At 42.4% G+C, this 13,329-nt stretch carries 10 protein-coding genes and 2 pseudogenes; 7 read left to right on the top strand and 5 right to left on the bottom strand.

Features of this window, described 5'->3' with window-relative positions; translation table 11 throughout:
* Nucleotides 1-199 (top strand): annotated as a pseudogene (locus A1232T_RS14265) (IS4 family transposase); the annotation flags it as partial.
* A gap of 45 nt (nucleotides 200-244) precedes the next feature.
* Here A1232T_RS14265 and A1232T_RS10115 read toward each other — a convergent pair.
* From A1232T_RS10115 to hemW, 4 genes are all read right to left on the bottom strand, one after another.
* Nucleotides 245-931: a TetR/AcrR family transcriptional regulator gene (locus A1232T_RS10115; protein ID WP_077449297.1), complete on the bottom strand. Its 687-nt coding sequence runs from the start codon at nucleotides 929-931 to the stop codon at nucleotides 245-247.
* A gap of 113 nt (nucleotides 932-1,044) precedes the next feature.
* Nucleotides 1,045-2,088 carry an endonuclease/exonuclease/phosphatase family protein gene (locus tag A1232T_RS10110; RefSeq protein ID WP_077449296.1) on the bottom strand — a complete coding sequence of 348 codons (1,044 nt, stop codon included), beginning with the start codon at nucleotides 2,086-2,088 and terminating at the stop codon, nucleotides 1,045-1,047.
* A 119-nt stretch (nucleotides 2,089-2,207) separates the two neighbouring features.
* Nucleotides 2,208-3,797, bottom strand: coding sequence for a glycerol kinase GlpK (glpK, locus tag A1232T_RS10105; RefSeq protein ID WP_077449295.1), 1,590 nt, complete (start codon nucleotides 3,795-3,797; stop codon nucleotides 2,208-2,210).
* A 67-nt stretch (nucleotides 3,798-3,864) separates the two neighbouring features.
* Nucleotides 3,865-5,109 (bottom strand): radical SAM family heme chaperone HemW, encoded by a 1,245-nt coding sequence (gene hemW / locus A1232T_RS10100; RefSeq protein ID WP_077449294.1) that lies wholly within the window; start codon nucleotides 5,107-5,109, stop codon nucleotides 3,865-3,867.
* Nucleotides 5,110-5,533: 424 nt separating this feature from the next.
* Between hemW and A1232T_RS10095 the strand changes: the two genes are divergently transcribed.
* The 3 genes from A1232T_RS10095 to accC all read left to right on the top strand — a co-directional run bounded on the left by A1232T_RS10095 (nucleotide 5,534) and on the right by accC (nucleotide 8,914).
* Nucleotides 5,534-6,913, top strand: coding sequence for an MATE family efflux transporter (locus A1232T_RS10095; protein ID WP_077449293.1), 1,380 nt, complete (start codon nucleotides 5,534-5,536; stop codon nucleotides 6,911-6,913).
* A gap of 216 nt (nucleotides 6,914-7,129) precedes the next feature.
* Nucleotides 7,130-7,549, top strand: coding sequence for an acetyl-CoA carboxylase biotin carboxyl carrier protein (gene accB, locus A1232T_RS10090; RefSeq protein ID WP_077449292.1), 420 nt, complete (start codon nucleotides 7,130-7,132; stop codon nucleotides 7,547-7,549).
* 15 nt (nucleotides 7,550-7,564) lie between these two features.
* On the top strand, nucleotides 7,565-8,914 hold the full coding sequence (gene accC, locus A1232T_RS10085) for an acetyl-CoA carboxylase biotin carboxylase subunit (RefSeq protein ID WP_077449291.1): 1,350 nt from the start codon (nucleotides 7,565-7,567) through the stop codon (nucleotides 8,912-8,914).
* Between the two features lie 162 nt (nucleotides 8,915-9,076).
* On the opposite strand, the gene A1232T_RS10080 is transcribed toward accC, so the two are convergent.
* A complete protein-coding gene (locus tag A1232T_RS10080) occupies nucleotides 9,077-10,309 on the bottom strand; it encodes an argininosuccinate synthase (protein ID WP_077449290.1) in 1,233 nt (410 codons plus the stop codon).
* Nucleotides 10,310-10,784: 475 nt separating this feature from the next.
* On the opposite strand from A1232T_RS10080, the gene pyrC reads away from it, so the two are divergent.
* The 3 genes and pseudogenes from pyrC to A1232T_RS10065 form a co-directional block, all read left to right on the top strand.
* Entirely contained in the window at nucleotides 10,785-11,891 is a 1,107-nt protein-coding gene (gene pyrC / locus A1232T_RS10075) for a dihydroorotase (RefSeq protein ID WP_077449289.1), read from the top strand.
* 264 nt (nucleotides 11,892-12,155) lie between these two features.
* Nucleotides 12,156-12,803, top strand: a complete 648-nt coding sequence (gene rnt, locus A1232T_RS10070) for a ribonuclease T (RefSeq protein WP_095532763.1) — start codon at nucleotides 12,156-12,158, stop codon at nucleotides 12,801-12,803.
* A 58-nt stretch (nucleotides 12,804-12,861) separates the two neighbouring features.
* Nucleotides 12,862-13,329 (top strand): annotated as a pseudogene (locus A1232T_RS10065) (IS607 family transposase); the annotation flags it as partial.

The following is a 13,329-nucleotide window of genomic DNA, read 5'->3' as shown; positions in this document are numbered from 1 at the left end:
TATGGCGTCTATTACGATTGTTGATCTGTTACGGTTTGCGCCTTTACAGGCTGCAGGACTCTTCCCTAAGTTGTTAGATGCAGTTTTAGAGGAAGGAAAATTGTTTGTTATTCCTGAACGTAGAAAGCGATCTTGCCCGAGGGTGGTTAAGGGGAAACCACAAAAATATCCCAAAAAAATACCAGTCAGCGTTAACTGACTGGCATTAACCCAACAGGGTGGTTTTTTAGTTAATCAGACACTTTTATTTAAGAGGCAACTCTTCTGGCAGATAACAGCGTAAGTACGCAATAGCAGCCGTAACGGCTTCTTCACTCATCTCTTTGGTAATCTCATCATACTGCTTAAAAGATAAAGAAAATATACTATGAATCATATAGTAAGCGATCAAAATCTTTTCCTCAATACCTTTAAAGCTTTCCATATTGTAGTGGCTAGACAGTTTTTCAAAAAGCATACCCACCATACTATGATCCACCTGATCTTCGTAATCGCTACTGTCGAAGTCGGGACTATTTACACCGTACATCAGCTTAGTTTTAGTCACATCATTGTTAAATAGTTGTACTGACTGCTGTAATAGTTCAGTGATATAATCCTGCCACCTATCAAAACTAGAAACTTCGATTTTTTCTAATGCCTGCAAAGTATCTATATAATTTAAGAAACGTAGCGCTAAGAAGATGGCCTCTACATTTGGAAAAAAATGGTACGCAGACGCTCTGGGAATATCTGCCTCTTCACAGATATCCACCAAAGTAATATCTTGAATATTATGCCTTTCACTAAGCTTCTTGGCTGCCATTAGTAACTTTTGGCGCCGAATTCTACCTTGTTTACTCGTATGCTTAAACTTATTGGGTACAATCTTTTTTGCTAATTCTGAGTTAACAAGGACGTCATTAATTAGATCATTACATCCTTCTTTCATAGGAAGCCTCTTCATTAGTAATCGTTAGGAAGGCCTAATCTCTACATTATTTCTTTTATTGTAACACCATTCTGCGCTCGTGGTTATTGACTAGTGCGTTAATTCTATTCTATTTATTTTAACTTAATCTTCGCGCGGACAATGCCGTGATCAGAGAATCGATCTTCATAGTCTTGCTTAAGATGGTCATTAAAATAGTCTACCCGCTCCACCTCCCCCAGTGAAAATTTACCATCGACTAGAAACTCTTCAGAGACAAAAAGCTGATCGATAACTTCTGGCATACCTTGGTACAGATGAGTATAGGCCACATCCTTCATCCAGCCATAGCTGGTCTGCACTTGGGCGGCATCAAACAGCGCCACATCTCGCATTGCTTTATCATAGATTACTTCACTGGTTTCTGCTAATAACTGAGTAGTCACACTGTCTGTGACATCATTCATATCTCCTAGCAAAATAAGCGGGTGACGGGTCTTATGTAAGATATCAATCATAAACAGTCTTAAGGCTGCCGCTTCAGCAGCTCGCATACATAAGCTTCTAAGCTTGGCGCGTACTCGCAGTAGTGGATTATCATAATCTTCTAATCGATTGCCTTGTGCATCTCTCAAATAATGAGGTCGCTTACTTTTTAAGTGCGTAGTGATAACTGTGATAGGTTGACCATAAACCTCTAGAGTTGCGACCAAAGGAGGACGATTAAAACTTCTATAAGGCCCTTCATCCGGAATATCTACTACTGCCAACTCTGGAAAATCTGTTAGTAATTGCCACTCTAAGACTTTATGCTTAGTGATAATTGCTAAAGCGGGAGTATCCTGAGCCCCCTGCCCCAAAGTCAGTGTGCTGGCAGGATCGTTACTGGCCATAGGAGCCAACACTTGCGAAGGCTCAAATCCCAACTTAAGAGCTAAATCTTGCAGTGCCTTTTCATCCCACACCTCTTGGAAAGCATAAATGTCTGACTTAGCGTTCTTTAACAGCTCATATAATCCATTTAATTTACGGTTATATTGCTCATTGGTATAGGGCTGCATGTTGTCATAATAGCTGCGATTAGGAAGAGCAAAGTTCAATAAATTACTGGTGGCTATATAAAATATCTTGTCCATTTCTTGCTCTTTACTTTTATGAAATCTGTTGTTTTGGCTCATTACGATTGTCCTTTTTTTTGACTCACAATGGGTCAGTTTAGTTGGCTCAGTTTCATCAACAATCTACAGCTACTAACGATGAATTTCTAACTGATTTCTTTCAAACTACTGTAAGTACCCTACTGCAAAGTTTTAGTTATGGCTTGATGCCATTTGTCTAAATGCTCCTCGCGCTCTTCTGCAGGCATTAACGGCTCAAAGCGCTTATCTAAATCCCAGCTGTCATCAATGGTTGCTTCATCATATAAGCCAGAAGTAATCCCAGCTAATAAAGCAGCGCCCTTCGCAGTAATCTCAGTATCTTTGGGTCGTAGTACAGGTACCCCTAACATATCTGCCTGAAACTGCATTAACAAGTCATTATTGGCCGCTCCACCATCTACTCTAAGCTCCGTCAATGGGCTAGGACTGTCTTTTTGCATCGCAGTTAAAACATCGTAAGTCTGAAAAGCTATTGACTCTAAAGCAGCTCGAGCAATATGAGCTTTGGTACTGCCCCTAGTCATTCCTGAGATACTGGCGGTAATGTCTGAGCGCCAATAAGGGGCGCCTAGTCCAGTAAAAGCAGGAACCAACACCACTTGCTCACTGCTTTCCACTTCTCGAGCTAAGCTTTCAATGTCTCGGGATTTATTAAACAGTCCCATGTTATCACGTAGCCACTGCACGATGGCCCCTGCCATAAACACACTGCCTTCAAGAGCATAAGTCACTTCACGTTTGGCAGGCGTTAGCATACGTTGACCCGACTTAACCAACTTCGAGAAAGAAGGGTGTTCAGTAGCACCAGCTAATAATTGAGGGTTATTGTGACGGCGTTGCCAGCCTATGGTGGTCAATAGCTGATGTTGGCTAAGCTGTACCTCATGACCGATATTCATAAGCATAAAACAGCCTGTGCCATAGGTATTTTTTGCCATACCCGTAGAGACACAGCCCTGACCAAATAAGGCAGCTTGCTGATCTCCTAACACCGCTTGAATCGGAATCTGCTTAGCAAATAGACCTTTTTTGGTTCTACCAAAGTCACCATCAGAAGCAATAACTTTAGGCAGTATTTTTTTGCAGATATCAAACTTAGCTAACAGCTCCTCTGACCACTCTAGCTTATTGATATCATACATTAGAGTACGTGATGCATTGGTGATGTCTATCACGTGCTCACCGCCTGTCAGCTTAAACATAAGCCAACTATCAATGGTACCCACAGCCACTTCACCGCGCTGTGCTCTGTCCTTTAAATTGGGATGATTTTCCAGTAGCCAGACAATTTTACTGGCACTAAAGTAAGGGTCTACACGTAGCCCGGTAATCGACTGGACGTGCTGCTCCATACTCATCTCGGAGCCTTCTACTTTATGCTGTCGTAGGTTTTGGCACCAGTCTTCAGAACGTCTGTCTTGCCAAATAATAGCAGGAGCTAAGGGTTTACCCGTACGCTTATCCCATACCACAATCGTCTCGCGTTGATTGGTAATAGCGAGGCTAGTGATGTCTGTGGCCAACAAGCCAGCCTGGTTAATGGCATCATGAGCACAGCTTATTTGAGTATGCCAAATTTGCATCGCATCCTGCTCAACATAACCCGCCTTTGGTGTAGATAAAACAGTAGGCTTCTGAGAAATCTGTATTGGCCGGGCTCTGTCATCATAAATAATGGCACGACTTGAGGTGGTGCCCTGATCCAACGCTAATATATAACCTGCCATGATGCAGTCTCCCTGATAATACAAATTTAATATAGTTATTTTAAAATACGAGGCTGTTGATTAAACCCTACAAAAAAGCTTGCAATACTTGGTTTAAATAACGGCGGCCTAAAGCGGTTGGCTGAATTAGATTTGCCTCATCTACCAATAGCTCTTGTTGCTGTAAGCGTTCAATAATAGGCGTAATCTTCGCTGCTGATAAGCCTGTTCTATCATTATACAAATCTAATGGCACCCCGCAGCTTAGACGTAAGGCGTTCATCATAAACTCCCCACTCAAATCCTCATCTGCAATTGGGGAGAATCCAACCATCTTAGGAAAGCCTTCATAGTTCATATAATCTTTTGGCAAACGGGTTTTGCTAAAGCGATAAATACCTCGCTCAAACTCTGGATAAACCCCCTCCTCCATCAAAGTAATTTTGCCATGCGCGCCAGCCCCAATGGCCAAATAATCCCCAAACTGCCAATAGTTCACATTATGGCGACACTGATCATCTTGGTTACCCACCCAAGCCGACACCTCATAATTGTTATAACCCAGCTGGGTTAATAGCGCACTGCCCTGCTCTTCAATATCCGCCAAGTCATTGTCATCGGGGAGTACTGGGGTGTTTCTATAAAACACAGTGTTGGGCTCAATGGTCAGCTGATACCAAGAGATATGTGTCGCCCCTGCCTGATGGGCTTGCTTAATATCATATAAAGCTTCTGCGAGGGTTTGATTAGGCAAACCGTGCATCAAGTCGATATTAACCCGTTTAAATCCAGCCTTCTTAGCTGCTTGAGTAGCCAGCTGAGCTTGATTGGCATTATGAATACGCCCTAAGGATTCAAGCTTACTGTCTGAGAAGCTTTGCACTCCCATCGAGAGTCGATTAATCCCCACCTCAAGATATTCTTCAAACGGAGCGTGCTCTAAAGTACCTGGATTGGCCTCCATGGTAACTTCCAAATCACTGGCTAAGGGTAAAACTGATCTTAGATGATTAAACAAACGCTGATACTGTTTAATAGGTAACAGCGAAGGGGTTCCGCCACCTATAAAAATAGAAGCAATCTCTCGGCCTTGAATTAATGGTAGCTGCGAGTCTATGTCTTTTATTAGAGCATCCACATAAATGGCAAAATGATCATCGGCCAGCGCTTTATTATCCTCATTAGTAGCTTGATTCATTTGATTAGAGCTCGAGCTGTCATTAACGGGCAATGTGTGTGAGTTAAAATCACAGTAAGGACATTTCTTCACACACCAGGGAATGTGAATATAAAGTGCTAGGGGAATTTTTGAGACATTTATTGATAGGGACATAAAGATAAGGTCTTATACTCGTTGGCAGATAGTGTTATAGTCATGCTTTTATTTTAATTTAAGCACTTTGATGGTATTTTAGCCCATTAAAGAATAGTGGCTCTCAAAGAGCTATTAACCGCAAAGCTAGCCGTTTATTAATACGCTTATTATACGTGTTCAATAATTCGATAGTAGAGCAATTAAGTTGATATCTTGATAATAGTGTTTCCGACCCTTATCTGACCTTTAATAGCCTATCGTAACGTCTAATGATTTAAAGGCAATGGCCGTAAGTGAATTAAAGGACTAGCGCAAGGTGACAAACCCCCTAACCTGCCCTATGGCAGGTTATTTATTTATATCAATGCCAAAGTCGCGACTTAGGCTCTGTCATGTATTATCAAGGCAGCTTCAATAAAACCTTTATTTTAGAAGTTTACTTATGTTGTCTAATTTATCCTTTTCTGAGTTTAAACAGCACAGCTTACGCTTAGGCACCTTGGTGCTTCCCATCCTTATTACTCAGTTCTGCCAAGCTGCCTTAGGTGTGGTGGATGCCATTATGGCAGGTGGCGTGTCTGCTTTAGACTTGGCTGCTGTCTCGATTGGCTCAGGTATTTGGCTGCCTTTATTCTTATTGGCTACAGGCACTTTAATTGCCACAACTCCCTTAATCGGAGAGCAAATTGGTCAAAAGACTCCACAAAATGTTCCTCATATTACGCAGCAGTCTTTGTGGGCAGCTGTTTTAATTGGTCTTTTCGGCTTAGTGATCGTGTCTATGACCCCTAACGTATTAGGTGCCATGGGGGTTCCTGAGGATATTCAGCCTAAAGCCGGTCAATATTTAAGGTTTGTGGCTTGGGGCTTTCCTGCTATCGCCTGTTATGCCGTTTTAAGAAGTTATTGTGAAGCTTTGGGCCGCCCAGAGCCGGTAACGGTCATCAGCTTAATTGGTTTGTTTGTTAACATCCCTATTAACTACATTTTTATTCACGGGCTATTTGGTTTCCCTGAGCTTGGCGGTGCTGGCTGCGGTCTGGCGACAGCTTGTGTGTTATGGATAAACGTAATTTTACTGTCTTTGTATTTACTAAAATCTAAACATAAAACGTTTGAAGAGACCCGCTTCTTTTATAGCTTTGCCAAGCCTGACCGTCAACAAATTGGCAAACTGCTACGTCTAGGTGTGCCTATCGGTGTTTCTATCTTCTTTGAAGCCAGCTTATTTAGCTTAGCCTCAATTGTGATTAGTCCCTTGGGAGCCATCGCTGTGGCCTCGCACCAAGTGGCGATGGCCGTGACCTCTCAGCTGTTTATGATTCCTATGTCTGTGGCCATGGCTCTCACCATTATGGTATCCAATCGTTATGGGGAAAAAAACTGGTTGGCATTACAACAGGTTCAGCGTACTGGATTGATATGGACAGTGTGCATTGCCTTATGCAGTATGCTTGGCATTTGGCTATTTAGAGAAAACTTAGCCGATCTGTTTACCAATAACCCTGCGGTTAAAACCCAAGCCATGTTTTTATTATTATTTGCCATTGCTTATCAATTGGTCGATGGCTGGCAGGTAAATATCGCTGGGATATTAAGAGGAATGCAAGATACGCAAATACCCATGTGGATTACTTTATTCTGCTATTGGCTAGTAGCCCTACCTTTAGGCACCTATCTGGTACGTTTTACCGATACAGGCGCTCAAGGGTTTTGGATTGCATTAGTTACCGGTTTGACCTTATCTTCTGTGTTATTAACCCTACGTTTAATCTATCGTCAACGACAAGTGTTAGATATTCAGCCTAGAGTTAGCCAATAATTTATAAGGACTGAGTTTGGTTTCATATAAATTGAGCTATAAATCGGGCTCGAAATAGGTTTTTTGAGTGGGTTTTATACAAATTTTTGCAGTGGGTTAACGTATATTTGAACTAAATGTGCTATTGAAACTTAAATACATCATTTGTCACTCATCAGACGCGACAAAATTTGTTACAATATGCTTAATATTATAAGAACATCTGTAGGCAACCGTATGGACATTGAAAAAATTCGTACGCTCATCGAGCTAATGGAAGAAAAAGACCTAGTTAATCTTGAGATTAAAACAGGGGAAGATAGTGTGAGTCTAACGCGTCACTACAACACACCTATGCCCTCAATGATGCCGGCTAGCCCTGCTTATATCTCAGAGCCCCAAGCTGAAGCAGTTCACATGGGCAGCGTAGAAACCTCGCCAATGGTGGGTGTGTTTTATGCAGCTCCTAGCCCAAATGATCCTCCATTTGTGACCCCTGGCCAAAAAGTTCAGGCGGGTGACACGCTGGGTATTATTGAGGCTATGAAAATTATGAATCCACTTGAGGCCACTCAAAGCGGTATTATTGATGCCATTTTGGTAGAAAATGGCGATGTGGTACAGTTTGGTCAACCCGTTATCCGTTATAGAAGCTAAGAGATAGGCCCCTAGATGATAAAAAAACTGCTTATCGCCAACCGTGGTGAAATTGCTTTACGCATCGTGCGTGCCTGCAAGCAGCTGGGCATTAAAACCGTTGGCGTCTACTCTACTGCTGATGAAGACTTAATGCATCTGCGTTTTGTAGATGAAGCCATCTGTATTGGTAAGCCCAATGCGAGCCAAAGCTACCTAAATACAGCAGCTATCATTACTGCCGCTGAAATTACTGGAAGCGACGCCATTCATCCAGGTTATGGCTTTTTAGCAGAAAATGCTGAGTTTGCGGAAAACATTGAAGAAGCGGGTATCACCTTTGTGGGCCCTCATCCTGACCATATTCGCTTGATGGGTAATAAAGTCTCGGCCATCAATGCAATGAAACAAGCCGGAGTGCCAACCGTACCAGGCTCGGTTGGTACGGTTACTTTGCACAACGCCGAAGAACAAGCAAAAAATATTGGCTTCCCCCTCTTAATCAAAGCTGCTGCGGGCGGTGGGGGTCGTGGTATGCGTATCGTTGAGCGCTTTGATCAGCTTAACGAGCAGGTACAAGCGGCCAAGCAAGAAGCAGAGCTTTGGTTTGGCGATGATAGCGTCTACATGGAGCGTTATTTACAAAATCCTCGCCACATTGAAGTGCAAGTCTTGGGCGATGGTAATGGCAATGCCATTCATTTGTATGACCGTGACTGTTCATTACAGCGCCGCCATCAAAAGGTATTAGAAGAGGCCCCTGCCCCTGATATCCCTGATGATATCCGTGAGCCTATCTTACTGGCGTGTGTTAAAGCCTGTGAAAACATTGGCTATCGTGGTGCGGGTACCTTTGAATTCTTATTTGAAGACGGTGAGTTCTTCTTTATTGAGATGAATACCCGTATTCAAGTTGAGCATCCCATTACGGAAATGGTCACCGGTATCGATGTGGTGGTTGAGCAATTAAGAATTGCAGCAGGTTATGGTCTGTCTTATCGTCAAAGCGATATCAGCGTGCATGGCCATGCCATTGAGTGCCGTATCAATGCTGAAGATCCACAGACCTTTGCCCCCTCCCCGGGCAAAGTTACCCAGTACTTTATCCCGAGCGGCGCAGGCGTACGCTTTGAATCTCACCTATACCCAGGCTATGAGATTCCTTCGTACTATGACTCCTTGATTGGTAAGCTTATCTGCCATGGTCAGACCCGTGAGCAGGCCATTGCTAAGACGCTGCATGCTTTAGACGAGCTAATTATTGAAGGCATTAAAACCAATATTCCTTTGCATCGTGATCTTATTTTAAAAGATCCAAAGTTCGCCTCTCAAGCACAGAATATTCATTATTTAGAACAGTGTCTATTACCGAAAAAGACTAAATAATCGGGTATAGGGATACTAAACAGCTGATTGCCTAAATAATTGGTTAAATGATTGGCTTGTTTTAGCTTTACTCTAAGCCATAAAAAAAGCAGAAGTGATTTCACTTCTGCTTTTTTGTTTCTAAACTGTCGTTAACTCACAAGCTAAAACAGATTAAGTCAATTAAGACAAATCACGGCCACGGCTGGCTTCGATAGACAGACGTAGACCATTTAGACGGATGAAACCTTCTGCGTCTTTTTGATCATAAGCACCAGCATCGTCTTCAAAGGTTGCAATCTTCTCATCAAATAATGAGTAAGGAGACTTACGGCCAACCACGCTCACGTTGCCTTTGTATAGCTTAACGCGAACAGTACCAGTTACATATTCTTGTGATTTGTCGATTAGCGCTTGTAGCATTTGACGCTCTGGGCTGAACCAATAACCGTTATAGATGATTTTTGCATAGCGAGGCATTAACTCATCTTTTAAGTGAGCTGCTTCACGGTCTAGAGTTAGGGATTCCATACCACGGTGCGCTTTTAGCATAATAGTACCCGCTGGTGTCTCATAGCAGCCACGAGACTTCATGCCAACGTAACGGTTCTCAACGATATCTAGACGGCCGATACCATGCTTACCGCCCAACTCGTTTAGCTTAATCATTACTTCGTATGGCTCAAGTTTTTCGCCATCGATAGCAACGATATCACCTTTTTCATACTCAAGCTCAATGTATTCAGGGGTATCTGGTGCTTGTTCTGGGCTTACTGACCAGCGCCACATATCTTCTTCTGCTTCTGCGTATGGATCTTCTAAGATATCGCCTTCATACGAGATGTGAAGTAGGTTGGCATCCATAGAATAAGGAGATTTTTTCTTATTGGCCGCAAAGTCGATAGGAATATTATGCTCTTCAGCATACTTCATTAAGCTTTCACGGCTTGATAGATCCCACTCACGCCAAGGAGCAATGGTTTTCACTTCTGGAGCCAAAGCGATAGCACCTAACTCAAATCTAACTTGGTCGTTACCTTTACCCGTCGCACCATGACTGATAGCGTCTGCATTGTGCTCTTTCGCGATTTCTACTAAGCGCTTAGCGATTAAAGGACGCGCGATAGAGGTACCTAATAAATATTCACCCTCATAAATTGCGTTAGCACGGAACATTGGGAAAACGTAATCACGGGCGAACTCTGCACGTAAATCTTCGATATGGATATGTTTGATACCCATAGCTTCCGCTTTAGCGCGAGCTGGCTCAACTTCTTCACCTTGACCAATGTCTGCAGTGAAAGTGATTACTTCAGCGTCATAAGTATCTTGCAACCATTTAGCAATAATTGAGGTATCAAGACCGCCTGAGTATGCTAAAACAATTTTATTGATTTTATCTTTTTCGACCGACATAGTGCATCCTTTATCGAGTGAGTGTGAACTTTAAAATACTATACTATTAAGCGTGGGCATTAAGTAGATTGAATATGGGTTGGAATGGATGGGTCTTTTGCCAAGCTATTCCCCTATATTATTACCTAAAAATGAGTGCTCATTTCTTATTTATCGATCTATAAATAAATGTACTCATCAAATTTCAGTTTACACTATTTATAGAGGCAACTAAAGCGAGGAGAGCCTATATTACTGCTTTTAATCTATTAATAGAGGATAGTTTACCCAATCCTCTATTGTTAAAAATCTAGCGCTTAACTTAGTCGATAGCCGAATTTATGGGCAAAACCTGTTATCATTAGAGCCTTATTTATTTATCAATATTTTGCAAAGCTGTCTTATAACTGTATTTATATAACTTACGACAAATCTATTGCTGCTTTAAGTATTTTCTATCTATATCCAATAACATCAATAACCATGGCTTTTAGTTATGACTCTTAATACCGCTTTAAATTCAGAAACTGACCACAGTACGCCAAGACAAATCACCCTAGCCCGTCCAGACGATTGGCACATTCATTTACGAGATGCAGAGTCTTTAAAGACCACTGTGCCTCATGCAGCTCAAAGCTTTAATCGTGCTATTTGTATGCCAAATCTGGTTCCACCTGTTAAGAATACCAGTGATGCCTTAGCCTATCGCGAGCGTATTTTGCAAGCTTTACAGCAAGCAGACATTGAAGAGCGTTATAAGCAATCTTTTGATCCTAGAATGACGCTTTATCTGACTGATACCACCACTGTTGCCGATATTCAAGAAGCAGCAGAATCAGGTATTGTCCAAGCCGTTAAGTTATATCCTGCTGGAGCAACCACCAACTCGGTCGATGGGGTTACCAACCTAAGCGCTCGTAACGATGTGTTTGAGGCGATGCAAAAGCACGGATTACCGCTACTTATCCATGGTGAAGTAACAGACTCTCACGTGGATATTTTTGACCGTGAAAAACAGTTTGTTGACACCACTTTAAATAGCTTAGTGACTCAGTTCCCTGAATTAAAAATTGTGGTAGAGCATATTACCACTGGCGATGCGGCCGACTTCGTATTATCGCAAGGTGAGCATGTGGCAGCTACTATTACCCCGCAGCATCTTCTATTTAATCGCAACCACTTACTGGTAGGCGGCGTGAAACCACACTTCTACTGCTTGCCTATCTTAAAGCGTCAACAGCATCAGCAAGTCCTGCTTGATGTGGCCACCAGTGGTAACCCTAAGTTTTTCTTAGGCACTGACTCTGCCCCTCATGCTACCCATACCAAAGAAAATGCTTGCGGCTGTGCTGGCTGTTATTCTGCTTCAATCGCCCTACCTTTATACGCCACAGCATTTGATAGTGTGGGTAAGATTGACCGCTTAGAGGGCTTTGCTAGTCAGTTTGGGGCACAGTTTTATGGTCTACCCGTGAATGAAGAGCGCATAACTTTGGTCAATGAGCCGATGCAAGTGCCTGATAGCTACGCTTATATGGATCAAAAAACGCTAACGCCATTGATGGCAGGCGAGACCTTGCCGTGGTCTATTAAACACGACTAATCCCTTTTAAGCTTTTAATAAGCGATTTATGAGCTTTTAATTTAGTGGCTTAGCTTAGCTCTAAGCCCCTCCTTTATTTGACACTCTATAATGCGATTTTGATTTATGACTCACTCTAATGTAACTGACGATGCCTACCAAAATGACAGTAGTAGCGAACCGAGAGTTTGTAGCAACACCTCATCTAACGAAAGCAGTTCAGATGCTACCAGTGCAGAACAAAACACCAATGGTAATGGCTTTGCTCAGCAGCCTGTCCTAAAAATGGTGGATCGTTTCCGTAAGTTTCTACCTGTCGTTGTGGATGTGGAAACTGCCGGCTTTGATGCCAAAACTGACGCGCTTTTGGAATTGGCCTGTATTCCCATTATTATGGACGAGCAAGGCAAATTCATCCCTGGTGAGCCTTTAAACGCTCATCTTAATCCCTTTGAAGGCGCCAATCTTGAACAGCGTGCTTTAGACTTCACTGGAATTGATCCCAATAACCCAATGCGTAAAGCCATTGCTGAAGAAGAAAAACCTGCCCTACGTCGTATTTTTAAAGAACTAAAAGCAGTCCGTAAAGAAAACGACTGCATGAAGTGTATCTTAGTGGGCCATAATGCCCACTTTGACCTCTCTTTCTTAAATGCGGCCATTGAGCGCACCAACAGTAAAAATCACAACCCATTTCACCAGTTCTCAGTATTAGACACAGTGACCCTATCAGCTCTAGCCTTTGGTCAAACAGTTTTGGCCAGAGCCTGTAAAGCTGCTGGTATCGAATTTAGTGGCACAGAAGCCCACTCGGCTCTTTATGATACCCAGAAAACTGCTGAACTATTTTGTCATATCCTAAATAGTTATCCGATGCTAGAAAATGCCATGCACAATTTAGTATCTGAAACTGAAGAGGAAGCAGAATCTTAAACTGAGGGCTACAAACAGTAACATAAATTATATCTAAATCTATTTATAATTACTTAATATGAATAGATTATTAAGTATAAAATAAGCAGCTAATCAGTTAGGCGTTTCCGTCTCAACTCTACGAAGATGGGATGAGACAGGTGTGCTTGTCGCCCAAAGAACACCCAAAGGCCATCGTAGGTATGACTTATCTAAAATAAACCCCAACCTGACTCGTAATAAGGTGGAGCAACAACGCAAAACCATAGCTTACGCTCGTGTTTCGAGTCATGACCAAAAGTCAGACTTACAGCGTCAGATTGAAATTCTTGAGCTGTACTGCTCTGCTCAAGGCTGGTCATTCGAGGTGATTAGCGATTTGGGTAGTGGTATGAACTATCATAAAAAAGGCTTAAAACGCCTGCTTGATGATATTTTAGACAACAAAATAGACAGGCTGGTGCTAACCCATAAAGATAGATTACTGCGTTTTGGGGCAGAACTTGTTTTTGCTTTGTGTGAAGCTCGTCAAGTTGAAGTGGTTATC

The sequence above is a fragment of the Psychrobacter pasteurii genome (assembly GCF_900162815.1).
Taxonomy (GTDB): domain Bacteria; phylum Pseudomonadota; class Gammaproteobacteria; order Pseudomonadales; family Moraxellaceae; genus Psychrobacter; species Psychrobacter pasteurii.
The sequence above is the reverse complement of the archived record's forward strand: the minus strand, read 5'-3'. Positions and strand labels throughout refer to the sequence as shown.

Coding starts and splice junctions, on each gene's coding strand:
- glpK (WP_077449295.1), bottom strand. CDS start 3,797: ATGGCAGGTTATATATTAGCGTTGGATCAGGGCACCACCTCAAGTCGT.
- accB (WP_077449292.1), top strand. CDS start 7,130: ATGGACATTGAAAAAATTCGTACGCTCATCGAGCTAATGGAAGAAAAA.
- rnt (WP_095532763.1), top strand. CDS start 12,156: ATGGTGGATCGTTTCCGTAAGTTTCTACCTGTCGTTGTGGATGTGGAA.
- A1232T_RS10095 (WP_077449293.1), top strand. CDS start 5,534: ATGTTGTCTAATTTATCCTTTTCTGAGTTTAAACAGCACAGCTTACGC.
- pyrC (WP_077449289.1), top strand. CDS start 10,785: ATGACTCTTAATACCGCTTTAAATTCAGAAACTGACCACAGTACGCCA.
- accC (WP_077449291.1), top strand. CDS start 7,565: ATGATAAAAAAACTGCTTATCGCCAACCGTGGTGAAATTGCTTTACGC.
- A1232T_RS10080 (WP_077449290.1), bottom strand. CDS start 10,309: ATGTCGGTCGAAAAAGATAAAATCAATAAAATTGTTTTAGCATACTCA.
- hemW (WP_077449294.1), bottom strand. CDS start 5,109: ATGTCCCTATCAATAAATGTCTCAAAAATTCCCCTAGCACTTTATATT.
- A1232T_RS10110 (WP_077449296.1), bottom strand. CDS start 2,088: ATGAGCCAAAACAACAGATTTCATAAAAGTAAAGAGCAAGAAATGGAC.
- A1232T_RS10115 (WP_077449297.1), bottom strand. CDS start 931: ATGAAAGAAGGATGTAATGATCTAATTAATGACGTCCTTGTTAACTCA.